Origin of the sequence: Halotalea alkalilenta DSM 17697, assembly GCF_000621205.1 — a bacterium.
In the GTDB taxonomy this organism is placed as follows: Bacteria; Pseudomonadota; Gammaproteobacteria; order Pseudomonadales; family Halomonadaceae; genus Halotalea; species Halotalea alkalilenta.
In genome coordinates this window covers 22928-41466 of record NZ_KK211226.1, presented here as the reverse complement: position 1 = coordinate 41466, position 18539 = coordinate 22928, and the positions used below count along the sequence as shown (strand labels likewise).

The following is an 18539-nucleotide window of genomic DNA, read 5'->3' as shown; positions in this document are numbered from 1 at the left end:
GAAGAGAAGCCTTGTTGTTGGATATTGGATGATGGGTGGAATATATATCTTACAGTCGTTGTGAATGCCAACCCCTTTCTTCACGGTGAGTCGAGCGAACATAGGGGCAAAAACCATCCGTTTTTGACTGGGTGTATTGCCGCGCAGCGCTTGTCTGTGCTTCCATCAAGGCTTCTCGATCCCAGCCAAGACAAGAATACGAGTGGTTGAAATGGAAGAAATATCATCCGCGCCAATCATCGGCGTAGTCGCTGATCGGGGCCTCCATGGTGGTCAACCGAGCCAGACGGTGATGGAGAAGTATCTCGAGGCGGTGAGCCTCGCCGGCGCCGTGCCGCTGATCCTGCCCCAGGGGCTCGCCGATTCGCCCGCAGCGCTTGCCTCGGCGATGGCCGCGCTCGATGGGATCCTGCTGCCGGGCAGCGCCAGCAACATCGAACCGCACCACTATGCGAGCAGAGCGGCGGACCAGGACACGCAGCCGGAGGTGCATGCCGACTCTGGGCGTGACCGGCTCGCCTTCGCCTTGATCGACCTTTCCCTGGCATCCGCAATGCCGCTGTTCGGCATCTGCCGCGGGATGCAGGAACTGGTGGTGCGTACCGGCGGTGCGCTGCATCGGCGCCTGTTCGAGCTGAGCGGCTTCCAGGAACATCGAGAAGACGAGGACAAGACGCTCGAGGTGCGCTACGCGCCCGCCCACGACGTCGAGCTCATCCCGGGGGGATTGCTCTGCGAGCTGTTTCCCGAGACGCCACGCTTCTGGGTCAATTCGCTGCACGGCCAGGGCGTCTCGCGGCTCGGGGAGGGCGTGCGCATCGAGTGCCGTGCTCGCGATGGGCTGGTCGAGGCGATCTCGGTGGCGAGCCATCCTTTCGCGCTCGGGGTGCAGTGGCATCCCGAGTGGAACAGCCGCGACTACGATGTTTCTCGCCGGTTGTTCGACACTTTCATCCAGCACGCGCGCGCCTATCGCGACGCTTCCCTCGAGCGACGGAGCACTCCTCGATGAACGCACTTTCCCAACCCGCCAACGGCCACGTCGCCAGCTACTACGCCGCCAGTGCCAACGCCCATACGCCCTTCACCACGCTCGAGGAGTCGATCAGCTGCGATGTCTGCGTGGTCGGCGGCGGCTATACCGGGCTTTCGAGCGCGCTGTTCCTCGCCGAAGCGGGATTCGATGTGGTGGTGCTCGAAGCCCAGCGGATTGGCTTCGGCGCCAGCGGGCGCAACGGCGGCCAGCTGGTCAACTCCTACAGCCGCGACATCGATGTGATCGAGCGGCAGTACGGCGTCGACGCGGCGCGAATGCTCGGTTCGATGATGTTCGAGGGCGGCGGGATCATTCGCGAGCGCATCCAGCGCTACAACATCGATTGCGACCTGCGCGAGGGCGGTATCTTCGCCGCACTCAACCCGCGCCAGCTCAAGGGGCTCGAGGAGCAGAAAGCGCTATGGAATCGCTACGGTAACGACCGGCTCGAGCTGCTCGACCGCGAGCGGGTCGCCGCGGAGGTAGGCAGCCGGCGCTACGTCGGTGGGCTGCTCGACATGAGTGGCGGTCACGTCCATCCGCTCAACCTTGCCCTCGGCGAGGCCGAGGCGATCCGAGGGCTGGGCGGGCGGCTGTACGAAGGCACCCCGGCGCTGTCGATCGAGCATACCGACCCCGCGCGGATCAAGACCCCCAAGGGCGAGGTGGTGGCGCGCTTCGTACTGGTCGCCGGCAACGCCTATCTCAATGACGTCGAGCCCCGGCTCAAGGCCCGCAGCATGCCCTGCGGCACCCAGGTCGTCGCCACCGAGCCGCTCTCGGTGGCGCAGCGCGAGGGGCTGTTGGCCAACGGCTACTGCGTCGAGGACTGCAACTACCTGCTCGACTACTTCCGCCTGACCCGCGATCACCGGCTGCTCTACGGCGGCGGGGTGGTCTATGGCGCGCGCGATCCCGACGATATCGAGGCGCTGATCCGGCCGAAGCTGGCCAAGACCTTTCCCCAGCTCAAGGGGGTGAAGATCGACTACCGCTGGACCGGCAACTTCCTGCTCACCCTCTCCCGGCTGCCGCAGTTCGGCCGGCTCGCCCCCAACCTCTACTACATGCAGGGCTACAGCGGTCACGGGGTGACCACCAGCCACCTGGCCGGGCGGCTGTTCGCCGAAGCGGTGCGCGGCCAGGCCGAGCGCTTCGATGCCTTCGCCAGTCTCCCCCACCTGCCGATGCCCGGTGGGCGGCGCTTCAGCGTGCCGCTCTCGGCGATGGGCGCGGCCTACTACTCGCTGCGCGACCGGCTGGGGATCTGAACCATGAGCGCTTGTGATTTCGTCATTGAAGACGACGTGCTGCTGCTGATCGACGGTGAATGGCGCGCTGGCGGCGAGCGGGAGTGGATCGCGGTGGAGGACCCGGCCAGCGGCGAGACGATTGGCCGCGTGGCGCGTGCCACCCGGCAGGATGTCGATGACGCGGCGAGCGCCGCCGCGCGGGGTTTCGAGCGCTGGCGCGAGACCCCGGCGCTCGAGCGGCGCCGGCTGATGCTCGACGCCGCGCTACTGTTCGCCGAGCGCGGCGAGGCGATCGCCCGGCGGCTGACGCTCGAGCAGGGCAAGCCGCTGGCCCAGGCCCGCAACGAGATCGAGGCTACCCGCGAGGCGATCGAGTGGTTCGCCGACGAGGGAGTGCGCGCCTATGGCCAAGTGATTCCCGCCCGGTCGAGCGGCGTGCTGCAGTACACCCTGCGCCAGCCGGTCGGCCCGGTGGCGGCGTTCACGCCGTGGAACTTTCCCGCCAGTCAGCTGGTACGCAAGCTCTGCGCCGCGCTTGCCGCCGGCTGTTCGATCGTCGCCAAGGCGGCGGAAGAGACGCCTGCCGCGCCGGCGGAGCTGGTGCGCTGTTTCCACGATGCGGGCATCCCCGCCGGGGTGGTCAACCTGGTCTATGGCGAGCCCGCTGAAATCTCCGCGCGCCTGATCCCGCATCCAGCGATCCGCAAGGTCTCCTTCACTGGTTCGACCGCGGTCGGCAAGCGCCTCGCCTCCCTCGCCGGCGAGCACATGAAGAGGGTCACCATGGAGCTCGGCGGTCATGCACCGCTGATCGTCTGTGACGACGCCGACATCGAGCGGGCCGCGCGACAGGCGGTGGGCGCTAAGTTCTACAATGCGGGGCAGGTTTGCATCGCGCCGACCCGGCTGCTGGTCCAAGAGCGGGTATTCGATGATTTCGTCGAAGCGTTCGTGGCCGAGGCGGCGAAGCTCGAGCTTGGCCACGGGTTGGAGGATGGCGTTACCCTCGGCCCGCTCGCTACCCGACGCGGCGCGCCCAACCTCGAGGCGCTCATCGATGACGCGGTGGCCCTAGGGGCCCGGCTGGTGCTCGGTGGGCAGCGCCGACAGGGGCCGGGGCATTTCTTCGCGCCGAGCGTGCTGCTCGATGTGCCGACCGGCGCTCGGGCGATGAACGAGGAGCCGTTCGGCCCGCTTGCGTTGATCAACCGCTTCGCCACCCTGGACGACGCTATCGCCGAGGCCAACCGGCTGCCCTACGGACTCGCCGCCTACGCCTATACCCGCGACCTCGGCCACGCCCAGCGGCTCGGCGAGCGGATAGAAAGCGGGATGCTGAGCATCAACCACCTCGGTCTGGCGGATCCGGAGCTGCCGTTCGGTGGGCTCAAGGACTCAGGCTACGGCAGCGAGGGCGGCAGCGCGGCGATCGAGTCCTACCTGGTCGAACGGCTGGTGACCCAGACCGGCGGCTGAGCGAAACGAGCCTCGGGACGAAGAAGGCGCGACCGCTTAAGGCCGCGCCTTCTTTTTTTCGACGCTGCCGCTGGTTCGATCAAAGCGTGAGCGGGGTATGCGCGCTGATCAGCCGGCAGGTGCGTTCGCCCGGATTGCTGAACCGGTGCGGCACGCTGGTGTCGATCACATAGCTCTGGCCGGGCTCGAGGCGATAGGTGACGCCGCCGGTGACGATCTCGAGCACGCCTTCGAGCACGGTACCGATCTCCTCGCCGGGGTGGGTGAGCTGCTCCCCGGTGGAGCTGCCCGGTTCGTAGCTTTCGATCAGCATGCCGAGGTTGCCTTCGCCGTCGGGGCGATGGATCAACTCGAGCGATACGCCCTGGCTGCCCAGCTGGAGGCGCTCCTCGGGCTCGATCACCACCTTCGGGCGAGCGCGGGCGCGCTCTTCCTCGGCGAAGAAGTCGGCGAGCGATAGCCCGTAGACCGCGAGCAGCTTGTGCAGCGTGCTGACCGAGGGGGAAACCTTGTTCTGTTCGACGGTGCTCACCGCACTGTGGGTCAGCCCCGCCAGTTCGGCGACCTTTCGCTGCGACAGGCCATGGCGCTGGCGGATCTCCGCCAGCCGGGTGCCGATCGCAAGCCACGCTGCGCCACTCATCCGCTCGACGTTCCTCGGAGTTGGGGTGAATTGGAGCTGCATGATGCGCGTAAATGTCCCGAGCGTCCATGGTCTGGAAGCGACTCGCAGAGGGGAAGAACTTCGAGCGAAATAGGCTAAGCTTCGCTACAGCAAAAGGAGCGGAGAGTCCGATGCTTCGCGCTTGAAACGCTGTTCTGCGGAGAGAGAAAAATGCTCGCAAGACTCAAGGAAGAGTGGCTACTGGCGCTCGCGCTGCTGGTCGCGCTGGTCGCCTATGGCTTCGAGTCGATGCTGCTGGATGCCGGCAGGGTGATCGCGCTGACCACGACCCTGGTGCTGATCGTGGCCATCGTCGCCACCGCGATACGCGTCGCCCACCACGCCGAGGTGCTCGCCGAGAAGGTCGGCGATCCCTATGGCACCATGATCCTGACCCTCTCGGCGGTGCTGGTCGAGGTGATCATCCTGGTCATCGTGATGAGCCACGAGCATTCGCCGACGCTCGCCCGGGACACCATCTATGCGGCGGTGATGATCGATACCAACGGGATCGTCGGCCTGGCTGCCTTGATCGGTGGACTCAAGCATGGCGAGCAGCCCTACAACGACGACTCGAGCAAGGTCTACGTGGTGATGATCATCACCGCGGTGGGGATTTCGATGCTGCTGCCGGAGTTCCTGCCCGAAGCGCGCTGGACGCTCTACTCCGGATTCACCATTTGCGCGATGGCGCTGCTCTACAGCCTGTTCCTGCGGATGCAGACCGGGCCGCACAGCTATTTCTTCAGCTATAGCTATCCCGAGAAGCGCCGCAGGCCGGCCAGCGCTGCAGGGGGCGCCGTCTCGAGCGGGGCCAGCACCGAGGCGGCCGGCGCGTCCTCCCACGGACAGGAGCAGGCGCAGAGCGCGCCCTGGTCGATCGGCGTGCTGGTCGCGGGTGTCGCCTTGACCGGGGCGCTCGCCGAGGTGATGTCGCAAAGCCTGGGGGCTGCGTCCGCGGGCCTCGTGCTGCCGCCGATGCTGGTCGCCATCGTGGTCGCGATGATCTCGGCGAGCCCTGAGATCCTCACCGCGCTTCGCGCCGCGCTCGCCAACCGGATGCAGTCGGTGATCAACATTGCGCTGGGAGCGTCGCTCTCCACCGTGATCCTCACCATCCCGGTGATCGAGGCGATATCGCTCTACCAGGGCGAGCGGATCGTGATGGCGCTGACCCCGGTGCAGACGGTGATGATGGCACTGACCCTGATCGTCGCCGCGATCAACTTAAACGACGGCGAGACCAACGCGATCGAGGGCATGACCCACTTCGTGCTGTTCGCCACCTTCGTGATGCTCTCGCTGATCGGCCTGTGAGCGGGGCGCTTAGCCTTCAGCCCACCGCCTTGCCGCCTTTTTCCACCGCTCGCTGGTAGGCGGGGCGGGCACGGATGCGCTCGAGAAAGGCGTTCAGCGCCGTGCGCTCCTCGCCGAGTCCACCGCGGGCGGCGGCGGCTTCGAGCGGGAAGCCCATCTGGATGTCGGCGGCGCTGAAGTCGTCACCGGCGAACCAGGCGAAGCGTTCGAGTTCGCCTTCGAGATAGTCGAGATGAAGCGCCAGTTGGGGATGGGTGAAGGCGCTCTCGGCGCCTTCGCGCAGCCTGCGCGCGATCGGTCGAATCATCGCCGGCGAGCCCTGCTCGACCCGGGCGAACACCAGCTTGAGCAGCAGCAGCGGCATCAGCGACCCTTCGGCGTAGTGCAGCCAGTACGCATAGCGCCGCCGCGCCTCGCTGCCTGCGGCGGGACGAAGTTCGCTGTCGGGGGCGTGGTGGTCGAGCAGGTGCTCGATGATCAGCGCCGACTCGACGATCACCCGGCGCCGGCCGCGGTCATCCTCGTCGATCAGCAGCGGCGCCTTGCCGAGGGGGTGGAGCTCGCGCAGCGCGGCAGGCGCGAGCATGGTGCCGGGGTCGCGCTGGTGGTGTACCAGGCGATAGTCGAGACCGAGCTCCTCGAGCAGCCAGAGAATGCGCAGCGACCGGGAGTTGTCGAGATGGTGCAGGGTCAGCATGGCGGCGCTCCTCCATGAGGTGAACGGAGTCTGAGTGTCGGTGAGCGCCTGGGGCGCGTCAAACCGGCCCGCCTCGACACGGACTGGTGCGAGATGCTCGGCCTGATCGAATCACCGATGGAAGATTACGAACCCAGCGCGCTGCTGGTCAGTCACCAGCCCGATGAAATCGCGCCGCTATTCCGGCGGATCGTCTTCACCACCGATGGAAGAGTCGCCTGGCACGGGGCTTCTGGGGCGCTGCGCGGAGAAACCGCCTCCATGGTGGTATGGCGCGATCTGGGCCGGGCGTCGCTCAATGGAGTCGCTCAGGTGGTTATTTTACTAATATAAGTTTTTGATTTTATTGGGTTTTTGGGACAAAAACGGGTTGCGGGCCAGCACTCGATTCCAAGATAATCGAAAGTCTGAGACGAACTCGATCCGAGTGCACGCCTCAGCCCGCGCTTCCATGCCTGGTGGGCCGAGGGACGCTGTGCGTGGTGTCGAGTCGCATTCCCCGCCCGTACGTCCCGAGAGGTCAGCCCAGGTGAGTGAGATCCAGTCCGATACCCATTTCCAACGATGGCAGGAGAGCGAAGCGCTGGCGGAGGAGATGATCCCGCTGCTGGGCCGACTCTATCGCCATTACAACGTCATCCCCTCGCTGTTCGGCCGCTCGCTGATCAACCGCTCGGTGATCCGCATCCTCAAGAACCATCGCTACGTGCTCAAGGCCGAAGGTACCGAGCTATCGGTGAGCGACACCATGCCGCTGGTGCGCGCGATGGTCGAGCTCGAACTGGCACCGGCGCACATCGATCTCGGCCGCCTCGCAGTGGCGTTCAAGCGTTCCGGACGCAGCGACGTCGACGCTTTCCTGCGCGAGCAGCTGGCTGAAATCGTCGGTGGGCATCGGCCGGGCGGCCACGGCGGCGAGCCGCAGGACGTGGTGCTCTATGGCTTCGGGCGGATCGGCCGCATCCTCGCGCGGATCCTGATCGAGAAGGCGGGAGGGGGCAATCTGCTGCGTCTTCGCGCGATCGTGGTCCGCGGCGCGCAGGACGACCTCGAGAAGCGCGCGAGCCTGCTGCGCCGCGACTCGGTGCATGGTCCTTTCTCCGGCTCGATCGTCGTCGATCATGAACGCAGCGCGATCATCGCCAACGGCCACTACATCCAGGTGATCCATGCCGATTCACCGCGCGAGATCGACTACACCGCCTACGGTATCGACCAGGCCATCGTGGTCGACAATACCGGCAAGTGGCGCGACGAGGCGGGGCTCTCCCAGCATCTCGAGGCTAAGGGGGTGGCGCGAGTGCTGCTCACCGCGCCGGGCAAGGGCAGTCTCAAGAACATCGTCTGCGGGGTCAACGACGCGACCATCGAGGAGAGCGACCGGATCCTTTCCGCCGCCTCCTGCACCACCAACGCGATCGTGCCGGTGCTCAAGGCGATGAACGACGAGTTCGGCATCATTCACGGCCATGTCGAGACCGTGCACTCCTACACCAACGACCAGAACCTGATCGACAACTATCACAAGGGGGATCGCCGCGGGCGCAGCGCGCCGCTCAACATGGTGATCACCGAGACCGGGGCGGCCAAGGCGGCGGCCAAGGCGCTGCCGGTACTGGCCGGCAAGCTCACCGGCAACGCGATCAGGGTGCCCACCCCCAACGTGTCGCTGGCGATCCTCAATCTCCAGCTCGAACGCCCCACCGATAGCCAATCGCTCAATGCTTACCTGCGCCGAATGGCGCTCTATTCGTCGATGCACAAGCAGATCGACTACGTCGACTCCTCCGAGGTGGTCTCCTCGGACTTCGTCGGCAACCGCCATGCCGGGGTGGTCGATGCGCGGGCGACGATCGCCGAGGATAGAAGCGCGGTGCTCTACGTCTGGTACGACAACGAGTTCGGCTACAGCTGCCAGGTGGTGAGGATCCTGCAGAAGATGTCGCGGGTGCACTTCCTCTACCTGCCGCGCGCCGAAGCCTGAGCCTGGCCGTCGTCGCGCCCGAGCGGGCGCGACGGACGAGCAGAGGTGGCTCAGGGATAGGCGTAGGGCAGCACCGCGAAGTAGATGGCGAAGAAGTGGCAGACGCTGCCGCCGATCACGAACAGATGCCAGATCGCGTGGTTGAAGGGAATCCTGTCGAGCGCGTAGAAGACCACTCCGGCGGTGTAGGTGAGGCCGCCGGCGAGCAGCAGCCAGCGACCGGTGGCGGAGAGCTTGGCCGCCATCTCCGCGGGGAACAGGCACATCAGCCATCCCATCAGCAGGTAGACCAGTACCCGCAGCAGATGGAAGCGCTCCGGCCAGACCAGCTTGGCGAAGATACCGACCGCGGCCAGCGACCAGACGATGGCGAACATCGTCCAGCCGGTCGCACCGCGCATGTTGACCAGCAGGAAAGGCGTGTAGGTACCGGCGATGAGCAGGAAGATCGCGCAGTGGTCGAGCTGCTGGAGAATGTAGCGGGCGCGAGGACGGCGGGTCGCATGATAGAGCGTCGAGACCAGGTAGAGCAGCGTCAGGCTGGTGCCGTAGACGCTCACGCCGACGATTTTCCACGGGTCGAGCGCAAGGCTCGCGAGGACGATCAGTATCACCATGCCAGCGACGCTCAGCGCGGCGCCGATGCCATGGCTTGCGCTGTTCAGCCACTCCTCGACCCGCGCCTGCCCGCGCAGTAACCCTCTTTCGAGCTGTTCGATCGGTTCGCGCATCGTCGTGCTCCTCGCTGCAGCAAGTATTGGCACGACGCAAGGGTCGGTCAGCGCTCCGGGGTGCTGTTTTCGTCGAGGCGTAGCGTCGCGGAGGCCAAGTCGTGCTCGTCTCCTACGCTATCGATACGACTGAAGTCGCGCAAGGCCATCATGTGGCCGAGCTTGCTCGCCTTGGTCGCCAGATAGTGCTCGTTGTAGTCGTTGAGCCCAGTGGTCAAGGGCTGGCGCTCGGTGATGATCACGCCTGCATTGGTCAGCGCGGCGACCTTGCGCGGATTGTTGGTCATCAGCCGCAGCGAATGGATGCCGAGATGCTCGAGCATCGGCATGCAAAGGTCATAGCGGCGCAGGTCCGGGGCGAAGCCGAGGTGCTGGTTGGCCTCGACGGTGTCGAGGCCCTGGTCCTGCAGATGATAGGCGCGGATCTTGTTGATCAGGCCGATGCCGCGGCCCTCCTGGCGCAGGTAGAGCAGTACGCCGCGGCCCTCCTCGGCGATCCGCTTGAGCGCCTCCTGGAGCTGGTAGCCGCAGTCGCAGCGCATCGAGAACAGGGCGTCGCCGGTCAGGCACTCGGAGTGCACTCGGCCGAGCACTGGTTCGCCGTCGGCGACGTCGCCGAGGGTCAGAGCGATGTGCTCCTTGCCGGTCTCGTCATCTTCGAACCCATGCATGGTGAAGTTGGCGAACGACGTGGGGAGCAAGCAATTGGAAATGTACCGCAGTGTCACGGGAGCCTCGCAGGTGCCAGCGATGTCATCGGGTATCGCCTGGCACGTAAAAGGAAATGGCCGCTACTTTAGCATCGTCCGGCATCAGCGTCTTATACAGCCGGGCTATAACCATGATCGCGCTATCGAATCGGCCGGCAGCGGCGGTCCGCACGGTGAGTGCTCGAAAGGTCCCGGCATGGAGGCCTGGTCCCGGATGCGCTGAGTCTCACGTACATGGCGCGGCTCGATTAGCTACAATTCTCCCGCTATCTCGAAAGGCGATGTCCATCGCTCGAGCCACCCAGAGAAGAGACTCGCAATGGCTTTGAAAAACGACCGTTTCCTTCGTGCCCTGGAGCGCCAGCCAGTGGATCGCACCCCGGTGTGGATGATGCGACAGGCTGGACGCTACCTGCCCGAGTACCGGCGCACGCGCGAGGAGGCGGGCGACTTCATGGCGCTGTGCAAGGATCCGGCGCGGGCCTGCGAGGTGACCCTGCAGCCGCTCGCGCGCTATCCGCTCGACGCCGCGATACTGTTCTCCGACATCCTCACCGTGCCTGATGCCATGGGGCTGGGGCTGCACTTCGTCGCCGGCGAAGGGCCTCGCTTCCACCACCCGGTGCGCGACCGCGCGGCGATTGCTGCGCTGTCCAAGCCGCACATCGAGCAGGATCTCGACTATGTGATCGAGGCGGTGCGAGTGATCCGCCGCGAACTCGACGACCGGGTGCCGCTGATCGGCTTCTCCGGCAGCCCCTGGACGCTTGCGACCTACATGGTCGAGGGCGGGCCGAGCAAGGAGTTCCGCTATATCAAGGGGATGCTGTATGGCGACCCGGAGGCGCTGCATGCGCTGCTCGCGCTGCTGGCCACCGCGGTCACCGACTATCTCAATGCCCAGATCCTCGCCGGTGCGCAGGCGGTACAGATCTTCGATACCTGGGGAGGCGTGCTCAGCACGCCGGCCTACCAGGCCTTCTCGCTCGACTACATGCGCCGTATCGTCGATGGCCTGATTCGCGAGCACCAGGGGCGCAAAGTACCGGTGATCCTGTTCACCAAGCACGGTGGGCAGTGGCTCGAGCGGATCGAACGGAGCGGCTGCGATGCGGTCGGGCTCGACTGGACCACTGAGCTTGGCGATGCGCGCGCCCGGGTCGGCGAGCGTCTAGCGCTGCAGGGCAACCTCGATCCGGGCGTGCTGTTCGGCGCGCCGGAAACGATCCGCGCCGAAGTCGCGCGCACGCTCGAAAGCTTCGGCCACGGCCCGGGGCACGTCTTCAACCTGGGCCACGGCATCTCGCAGTTCACTCCGCCGGAGAATGTCGATGTGTTCCTCTCAGCGCTCCACGAGCTCAGCCCTGCCTATCACGCCTGAGCGGCTGGTGGCCTACGACGGCGGCTGTCCGTTCTGCCGCCGTTCGATCGCGACCCTGCTGCACTGGCAGGCTCGTGACGCTACTGGGCTGTTCGTGCTCGACTCTCCCCTGGCGCGGCGGCTGGGCGCGCATTTCGGTGAGGATCCCGCGCCGCATGACAGCTCCTGGCTGATCGAAGCCGGGCGGCTGTATCGCGACAGCGATGCGGGATGGCGCCTGGCGCGTCACTTCCGCTGGCCGTGGCGCGCGCTGGCGGCGCTGCGCTGGGTGCCGCCGCCGCTTCGCGATGGCACCTATCGCTTGATCGCGCGTAATCGTCATCGCTTCCAACCCGGGCTCGCCGACGCCGATCGCGCAGCGATCGACGCTCGGCGTGTCGAGTCTCTGCGCGTCGCCGACTGCATCGCGCTTGGCCTGCCTGAGTCACTGGCCGAGCAGTGAGCGCGCGACCGGCACCGGCCGGCCGCGCGATGGTCGATCGGCTCAGCCAGCGCCGCCGGCCAGCGCGGCGAAGTTGGCGTTGACCCGGCTCTGCAGATAGTCCTGCGCGGTCATCGGCGGATACTTGCCCGCGGGACCTTCGATCACCGCGTCGCGGTTGGCCTGGCAGAAGAAGGCGAGGCTGTAGCGCTCATCGACCGGGCCGGCGGTGGCGGGGCTCTTGACCCGATGGAAGTTGGACTTGAGCCGGTCGTCGCTCCAGCGCATCAGCATGTCGCCGATGTTGCAGGTGATCACCCCCTCCTTGGGCTCCACGTTGGTCCACACCGGTTCATCGAGATCACGCCCTGGGCACACCTGCAGTCCGCCCTGGCCCTCGCGCTGGAACAAAAGTGTCAGGCAGTCGAAGTCGGTATGGGCGCCGGCGCGCCAGACGCTTGCGTTCTGCGCCTGTTCGGCATCGAGGGCGAAGTAGTGAAGCAAGCGCAGCGTGCTCTGGTAGCTCGACCGTGCGGGATCATGGGCCTCGGTGAAGAACTGTCGCGGAAGACCCAGCCGGTCGGCGAAGCAGGAGAGCACCCGCATGCCCACCTGCCAGCACCTGTGCTCGAAGTCGAGCATCACCGCGCGGAAGCCGGCGAGCTCTTCCTCGCTCGGCCATAGCCCTTCCATGTGCGGTCGGGTGATCTGGTAGGACTCCTTCTGGTCCGGCGTGCGGGTCGAAGGCCGTACCTGGGCCTTGCTCTCCCAGCCGACATTGAGGGCGCGCTGCAGTGGATACCGGGCCTTCACCTCTTCGGGGAGGGAGAAGAACGCCTCCATCGCCGAGAAAGCGGCGCGGATCTCATCAAGCGCAATGCCGTGGCCATCGAGCTGGAAGAAGCCGACCTCGGTGGCGGCATTCCACAGCTCGCCGGCGATCTCTTCCCGCCGGGCGTCGAAATCGCTGAGGTCTATCAGCGGGATCGCAGTGGCATCGCTCTCCACGCCCCGTGCGCCCATGCGGGCTTCCTTGTCGAGCTCGACAAGGCGCGAGGCGGCGGGGGGAGAATCCGCGGACGCGGCAGGGGTAGTTCCAGAGTGGTGTTCGGTCATCATCGGGTCTCCGCTCGAAGGCTTTCGCGCTCGCCCCCGCCGTGGCGGTCCTGCCGTCCGCCGCTCGCTCGCGCAGCTTGCAAACAACGCAGGCACGCGGTGAAGAGCGAGGATGGGGAAGGAATACGCAGCATGGCGGTGGTGGTCTCCAAAAAGCCTGACAGGCGTGTTTGGAGAGCAATGTCCCGGGCGGGAGCCCTGACCGCTTCTACTCTCTTGATTGGGATGGCGATCGATGTCGCCATGGTGGCGCCCGTTGGGTGCCACGCATGGAAGGAAAGCAGGAAGCGTGCCAAAGGTTTTCGATTCATGCGTCCATCAACGAGTGTTTCTATACGTATGAATCCAAAACGATTTTCTCACTATGGCGATACCCTGGCGATGCGTCACCGACATGGGGATGGATGCATTGCACCAAGTTGGATCATTAAATGCGCATTAAGCACGTTTTGTGTGCGCTCCCGGCACCGTGCTGGGGCATCGGTGTCATTCGCCCGTATTCTTTTAGCAACTGGCTGAAACGAAAGGTTAAATGAAAGATGCCATAGAGGAGGGAAGGGGTTTCGAGGGCGACTGGCGGGTCGCAGCCTGCACCATAGCTGCGCTGCCAAGGTCGCCTTGAGAGGAATGGTGAGGCATCGGATAGTGTCCTGGCCCCGGTTGGGGCGACTTCGTAGGCGGCGGCGCGCAAAGTTGGAACGTTCTTTGCACTATACAGATTGTTACTGTGGCAAATGCGACCACCGTCCTTGGGGAACGGACGGTACGTGGCTAGCGCGGCGCACGCCTCGTGATAACGACAAATGCTAACGATTGGAGACGTTACCCTATGCGTATCAAACACCTGTTGCCCCTCGCCGGTGTCGGTCTCGGTGCTGCGCTGGTCAGCTTCGGCGCCCAGGCCGCGACCCTCGACGACACCAAGAATCGGGGCTCCGTGCGCTGCGGCGTGAGCGATGGCCTGGCAGGCTTCTCCGCGCCCAACGCCCAGGGTCAATGGGAGGGGATCGACGTCGAGCTGTGCCGGGGGATTGCCGCCGCGATCTTCGGCGACCCGGAAAGCGTGGTCTACTCCGCGCTGACCGCCAGCGAGCGCTTCACCGCGCTGCAGTCCGGCGAAGTCGACCTGCTGTCGCGCAACACCACCTGGACCTCTTCGCGCGACAACTCGCTGGGGCTCACCTTCCCGGGCGGGGTCAACTTCTATGACGGCCAGGGCTTCATGGTGAAGGCGGAGCTGGGCGTCGAGCATGCCACCGAGCTGGACGGTGCGACCATCTGCGTCGCCTCGGGCACTACCACCGAGCTCAACCTCGCCGACTACTTCGACAGCCAAGGCATGCAGTACCAGGCGATCGGCTTCGATGAGTCGAGCCAGACCGCCGCCGGCTTCGACAGCGGCCGCTGCGACGTCCTCACCTCCGACTCCTCCCAGCTCGCGGCGCTGCGCCTGCAGCTCAACGATCCGGACAGCGCGGTGATCCTCCCCGAGCGGATCTCCAAGGAGCCGCTGGCACCGATGGTTCGTCGCGGCGACGAGGACTGGGGCAAGGTGGTGAGCTGGACGTTCTACGCCATGCTCAACGCCGAGGAGCTGGGCGTGAACAGCGAGAACGTCGACGCGATGCGCGACAACCCGCCGAACCCCGACGTCGCCCGCCTGCTCGGCCAGGACGGCAACTTCGGCGAGCAGCTCGGCCTCTCCAACGACTGGGCCTACAACATCATCAAGACGGTCGGTAACTATGCCGAGGTCTACGATCGCACCGTGGGTGCCGACTCACCGTTGGATATTCCGCGTGGCGTCAACGCGCTGTGGAACGCCGGCGGCATCCAGTACGCACCGCCAGTACGCTGATCCCCCGATGGGCGCCGCGCCAGGCGCCCTCGGGTTTCTGCCGCTTCCCTCGGGACAAGGCCTCGGCCTGCGTCGTATCGAGGGCAGCGGTTCATCGAAGCTTTACGTTATTCCGGCCCAGGCCTTGCCGGGCACCCTTCGCCCCGACGCAAAATCCAGGTTCACCTAGCGTCTGGCCGGGGGCGTGCTGACAGGCTCCAGCGGAGAGATATCCGAGACCATGCTGCGACCTTCCACTTCCATCCCCAAGCGCGCGCGCGGCCCGCTCTGGCGTGATCCGCAGGTGCGCTCGCTGGTGATCCAGACGGTGCTGCTGATCGCGCTGGTAGGGGTCATCATGCTGATGATCCACAACACCATGGCCAACCTGCAGGCCAGGGGAATCAATACCGGCTTCGCCTTCCTCGACTACCGCGCCGGCTTCTCGATCGCCCAGACGCTCAACGACTACTCGAGCAATTCAAGCTACGGGGACGCTTTCCTCGCCGGTCTTTACAACACGCTGCTGGTGTCGATCCTGGGGATCATCGCCTCCACCGTGGTCGGGCTGGTCGTCGGTATCGCCCGCCTTTCCCCCAACTGGCTGCTCGCCCGGGTAGCGACCGTCTACATCGAGATATTCCGCAACATTCCGCTGCTGCTCCAGATCCTGTTCTGGTACTTCGCCGCGCTCGGCGCGCTGCCGCAGCTGCGCCAGAGCCTCTCGTTGTTCGACCTGTTCTTCCTCAACCAGCGCGGCATGATCATCCCCGCGCCGATACTCGGCGAAGGCTTCTCGGCCACCGTCTATGGGCTGCTGGCGGCGGTGGTGCTGGCATGGGGCCTGGCGAGGATGAACAAGAAGCGCCAGGCCGAGACCGGCCAGCGGCTGCCGATCGGCTGGATCAACCTCGGTGTGATCGTGGTGATTCCGCTGGTGATCTTCCTGATCAGCGGCAGTCCCTTGTCCTGGTCGGTGCCCGAGCTCGTCGGCTTCAACTATCGCGGCGGCCTGCACATGATCCCCGAGCTGATCGGCTTGTGGGTCGCGCTGACCATCTACACCGCATCGTTCATCGCCGAGATCGTCCGCTCCGGCATCCAGTCGGTATCGCATGGACAGACCGAGGCGGCCAGCTCGCTCGGCCTGCCCAAGGGCATCACCATGCGCAAGGTGATCATGCCGCAGGCGATGCGGTTGATGATTCCGCAGCTGTCGAGCCAGTACCTGAGTCTGACCAAGAACTCGTCGCTGGCGATCGCGATCGGCTATCCGGATCTGTTCGCGGTGTTCGGCAACACCACGATGAACCAGACCGGGCAGGCGGTGGAGATCATGGCGATCACCATGGGTGTCTACCTGGCGCTCAGCCTGATCACCTCGCTGCTGATGAACCTGTTCAACTCCCGCATGGCCCTCAAGGAGCGCTGATCGATGAGCGAGCAAAACGCAAGCGCTGCGCCCCTTCCCGCGTCCGCTGACAACCAAGGCTACATCGCTGCGAGGCAGCCGCCGGAGAAAGTGGGGGGCTTGCTGGTCTGGCTGCGCAAGAACCTCTTCTCCGGCCCGATCAACAGCCTGATCTCGCTGGTGCTGCTCTACCTGATCGTGCGGATCGTCACGCCGGTGGTGCAATGGGGCCTGATCAACGCCACCTGGGTCGGCTCCTCACGCCAGGACTGCACCGGCGACGGCGCATGCTGGGTCTTCATCACCACCCGCCTCGGCCAGATCATCTATGGTTTCTACCCGACACCGGAGCGGTGGCGGGTCGATGTGACGCTGGCGATGTTCGCCGTGCTGCTGGTCTGGCTGGTGATACCGAGACTGCCCTACAAGAAGATCGCCGGCCTGCTGACCCTGTTCGCCTTCCCGGTGGTCGCCTACTTCCTGCTGCTCGGTGGCTCGTTCGGGCTGCCATACGTGCCGACTCGTCAGTGGGGAGGCTTGATGCTGACGCTGGTGATCGCGACCGTCGGCATCGTCTGCTCGATCCCGCTGGGGATCCTGCTCGCCCTCGGCCGGCGCTCGTCGATGCCGTTCGTCAAGGCGGTCTGCGTGGTCTTCATCGAGTTCTGGCGCGGGGTTCCGTTGATCACCGTGCTGTTCATGGCATCGGTGATGTTTCCGCTGTTCGTGCCCGCCCAGCTCGAGGTGGATCGCCTGGTACGCGCGCTGATCGGGATCTCCTTCTTCTGGAGCGCCTACATGGCCGAAGTGGTGCGCAGCGGTCTGCAGGCCATTCCCAAGGGCCAGGACGAAGCCGCGGCGGCGCTCGGTCTCGGCTACTGGCAGCGAACCGGTTTAGTGGTGCTGCCCCAAGCGCTGAAGCTGGTCATCTCCGGCATCGTCAGCACCTGCATCTCGCTGTTCAAGGACACGACGCTGGTACTGATCATCGGCCTCTTCGACCTGCTCGGTGTGATTCGCGCAGGCCTCACCGATACCGCTTGGCTCGGGTACGCCACCGAGGGCTACGTCTTCGCTGCGATCCTGTTCTGGGCCTTCTGTTTCAGCATGTCGCGCTACAGCCAGTATCTCGAGCGACGCCTGCATACCGGCCACCGCTGATTAGACTTATTCGAGGGATTCATCCATGACCAGCAACACCGCTAGCGCAGCCGAGCAGCCGATGATCGAAATCACCCGGCTCAACAAGTGGTACGGGGACTTCCACGTTCTGCGCGACATCGACCTGACCGTGGCCAAAGGTGAAAGGATCGTGATCTGCGGCCCTTCGGGATCGGGCAAGTCGACCATGATCCGCTGCATCAACCATCTCGAGGAGCATCAGCAGGGCGAGATCGTCGTCGGCGGCATTCCGATGACCCGTGACGTCAAGCGTATCGAGCAGATTCGCCGCCGGGTGGGAATGGTGTTCCAGCACTTCAACCTGTTCCCCCACCTGACGGTGCTGGAGAACTGCTGCCTCGCGCAGGTGTGGGTGCAGAAGAAGCCGCGCCGGGAAGCCGAGAAGATCGCCATGGAGTACCTCGAACGGGTGCGCATCGCCAACCAGGCGCAGAAGTACCCGGGGCAGCTCTCCGGTGGTCAGCAGCAGCGCGTGGCGATCGCCCGCTCGCTGTGCATGCATCCGGAAATCATGCTGTTCGACGAGCCGACCTCGGCGCTCGACCCCGAGATGATCAAGGAGGTGCTCGACGTCATGGTCCAGCTGGCCAGCGAAGGCATGACCATGCTGTGCGTGACCCACGAGATGGGCTTCGCCAAGACCGTCGCCGACCGGGTGATCTTCATGGACCAGGGGCAGATCATCGAGCAGAACCCGCCGACCGAGTTCTTCGGCAACCCGCGCTCGGCGCGTACGCGCGAGTTCCTGAGCCAGATCCTCGGGCACTGAGGCCAATTGGCGAACGAGTCCGGACAACGAGGCGAGGGAGCATCGTCATGTCGATAGAGAAGTTCATGGTGGGCACGGCGCCTCAGCCGATCGCGCCGTTCTCCCATGCGTGCCGGGTCGGTGAGCTGCTGTTCGTCACCGGTCAGATGCCCACCGTGCCGGAGACCAACGAAATGCTGCTCGGCACCTTCGCCGAGCAGACCCATCGGGTGATGCAGAACCTCGCCCTGGTGCTCGACGCCGCCGGCAGCGCGTTCGAGCACGTGATCCAGGCGCGGGTGTTCATCACCAACATGGGCCACTTCGATGAGGTCAACGCCGTCTACGCCAGCTATTTCGAGACGCCGCTGCCGACACGTACCTGCATCGGCGTCACCGGGCTCGCCGGCGGCGCCGATGTCGAGGTCGACCTGATCGCTTGGATCCCCCCCACCACCGACTGAGCCGATGCGCAGCGCCCGGGCCACCATGGCACCGGGCGCTGCGTTCAGCGAGCATCAAGTTTCCGCCCGGTATGCCGATAGCGATACGTTTTTCCGACAACGTATCGAGGA

Annotated in this window: 18 protein-coding genes; 13 read left to right on the top strand and 5 right to left on the bottom strand. The window is 65.2% G+C overall.

Going from position 1 to position 18539, the window contains the following annotated elements; all coding sequences use genetic code 11:
• Positions 1 to 211 precede the first annotated feature (211 nt).
• The 3 genes from puuD to Q376_RS0109415 are packed head-to-tail and all read left to right on the top strand — an operon-like array spanning position 212 to position 3765.
• Positions 212 to 1012, top strand: coding sequence for a gamma-glutamyl-gamma-aminobutyrate hydrolase (gene puuD / locus Q376_RS0109425; RefSeq protein WP_027350098.1), 801 nt, complete (start codon positions 212 to 214; stop codon positions 1010 to 1012).
• The gene (locus Q376_RS0109420; protein WP_027350097.1) at positions 1009 to 2307 is read left to right on the top strand and encodes an NAD(P)/FAD-dependent oxidoreductase; all 1299 of its coding nucleotides are present in this window, start codon (positions 1009 to 1011) and stop codon (positions 2305 to 2307) included. Before puuD ends, Q376_RS0109420 begins: the two co-directional genes overlap by 4 nt.
• A gap of 3 nt (positions 2308 to 2310) precedes the next feature.
• Positions 2311 to 3765, top strand: coding sequence for an NAD-dependent succinate-semialdehyde dehydrogenase (locus Q376_RS0109415; RefSeq protein ID WP_027350096.1), 1455 nt, complete (start codon positions 2311 to 2313; stop codon positions 3763 to 3765).
• A gap of 79 nt (positions 3766 to 3844) precedes the next feature.
• Here the strand turns inward: Q376_RS0109415 and puuR are convergent, their stop codons facing one another.
• Complete coding sequence (gene puuR, locus Q376_RS0109410; RefSeq protein ID WP_027350095.1) at positions 3845 to 4408, bottom strand: HTH-type transcriptional regulator PuuR; 564 nt, start codon at positions 4406 to 4408, stop codon at positions 3845 to 3847.
• A gap of 192 nt (positions 4409 to 4600) precedes the next feature.
• Here puuR and Q376_RS0109405 point away from each other — a divergent pair, with 192 nt between their 5' ends.
• Positions 4601 to 5746 (top strand): calcium:cation antiporter, encoded by a 1146-nt coding sequence (locus Q376_RS0109405; protein WP_027350094.1) that lies wholly within the window; start codon positions 4601 to 4603, stop codon positions 5744 to 5746.
• A gap of 16 nt (positions 5747 to 5762) precedes the next feature.
• Here Q376_RS0109405 and Q376_RS0109400 read toward each other — a convergent pair whose 3' ends face one another.
• A complete protein-coding gene (locus Q376_RS0109400) occupies positions 5763 to 6443 on the bottom strand; it encodes a glutathione S-transferase family protein (RefSeq protein WP_027350093.1) in 681 nt (226 codons plus the stop codon).
• Between the two features lie 93 nt (positions 6444 to 6536).
• Between Q376_RS0109400 and Q376_RS0109395 the strand changes: the two genes are divergently transcribed.
• Together Q376_RS0109395 and Q376_RS0109390 are read left to right on the top strand one after the other, a co-directional pair.
• Positions 6537 to 6776, top strand: a complete 240-nt coding sequence (locus tag Q376_RS0109395) for a P-loop NTPase family protein (protein WP_027350092.1) — start codon at positions 6537 to 6539, stop codon at positions 6774 to 6776.
• 196 nt (positions 6777 to 6972) lie between these two features.
• Complete coding sequence (locus Q376_RS0109390) at positions 6973 to 8427, top strand: glyceraldehyde-3-phosphate dehydrogenase (RefSeq protein ID WP_027350091.1); 1455 nt, start codon at positions 6973 to 6975, stop codon at positions 8425 to 8427.
• Positions 8428 to 8477: 50 nt separating this feature from the next.
• Here the strand turns inward: Q376_RS0109390 and trhA are convergent, their stop codons facing one another.
• Entirely contained in the window at positions 8478 to 9158 is a 681-nt protein-coding gene (trhA, locus tag Q376_RS0109385) for a PAQR family membrane homeostasis protein TrhA (RefSeq protein ID WP_027350090.1), read from the bottom strand.
• A gap of 47 nt (positions 9159 to 9205) precedes the next feature.
• Positions 9206 to 9886 carry a GTP cyclohydrolase II gene (gene ribA, locus Q376_RS22095; RefSeq protein ID WP_081803483.1) on the bottom strand — a complete coding sequence of 227 codons (681 nt, stop codon included), beginning with the start codon at positions 9884 to 9886 and terminating at the stop codon, positions 9206 to 9208.
• A gap of 301 nt (positions 9887 to 10187) precedes the next feature.
• Here ribA and hemE point away from each other — a divergent pair, with 301 nt between their 5' ends.
• Together hemE and Q376_RS22090 are read left to right on the top strand one after the other, a co-directional pair.
• Entirely contained in the window at positions 10188 to 11249 is a 1062-nt protein-coding gene (gene hemE / locus Q376_RS0109375) for a uroporphyrinogen decarboxylase (protein ID WP_027350089.1), read from the top strand.
• The gene (locus tag Q376_RS22090; protein WP_162177902.1) at positions 11200 to 11691 is read left to right on the top strand and encodes a thiol-disulfide oxidoreductase DCC family protein; all 492 of its coding nucleotides are present in this window, start codon (positions 11200 to 11202) and stop codon (positions 11689 to 11691) included. The genes hemE and Q376_RS22090 overlap by 50 nt, the downstream gene beginning before the upstream one ends.
• Before the next feature lie 42 nt (positions 11692 to 11733).
• Here Q376_RS22090 and Q376_RS22085 read toward each other — a convergent pair whose 3' ends face one another.
• Positions 11734 to 12789 carry an isopenicillin N synthase family dioxygenase gene (locus Q376_RS22085; RefSeq protein ID WP_245598933.1) on the bottom strand — a complete coding sequence of 352 codons (1056 nt, stop codon included), beginning with the start codon at positions 12787 to 12789 and terminating at the stop codon, positions 11734 to 11736.
• Between the two features lie 826 nt (positions 12790 to 13615).
• Between Q376_RS22085 and Q376_RS0109360 the strand changes: the two genes are divergently transcribed.
• The 5 genes from Q376_RS0109360 (at position 13616) to Q376_RS0109340 (ending at position 18428) form a co-directional block, all read left to right on the top strand.
• Entirely contained in the window at positions 13616 to 14644 is a 1029-nt protein-coding gene (locus Q376_RS0109360; protein ID WP_027350088.1) for an amino acid ABC transporter substrate-binding protein, read from the top strand.
• A 220-nt stretch (positions 14645 to 14864) separates the two neighbouring features.
• Entirely contained in the window at positions 14865 to 16055 is a 1191-nt protein-coding gene (locus Q376_RS0109355) for an amino acid ABC transporter permease (RefSeq protein WP_027350087.1), read from the top strand.
• Positions 16056 to 16058: 3 nt separating this feature from the next.
• Entirely contained in the window at positions 16059 to 17195 is a 1137-nt protein-coding gene (locus Q376_RS0109350) for an amino acid ABC transporter permease (protein WP_081803481.1), read from the top strand.
• A 25-nt stretch (positions 17196 to 17220) separates the two neighbouring features.
• The gene (locus Q376_RS0109345; protein WP_027350085.1) at positions 17221 to 17985 is read left to right on the top strand and encodes an amino acid ABC transporter ATP-binding protein; all 765 of its coding nucleotides are present in this window, start codon (positions 17221 to 17223) and stop codon (positions 17983 to 17985) included.
• 47 nt (positions 17986 to 18032) lie between these two features.
• On the top strand, positions 18033 to 18428 hold the full coding sequence (locus Q376_RS0109340) for a Rid family detoxifying hydrolase (protein ID WP_043447199.1): 396 nt from the start codon (positions 18033 to 18035) through the stop codon (positions 18426 to 18428).
• The last annotated feature ends 111 nt before the right edge of the window (positions 18429 to 18539 follow it).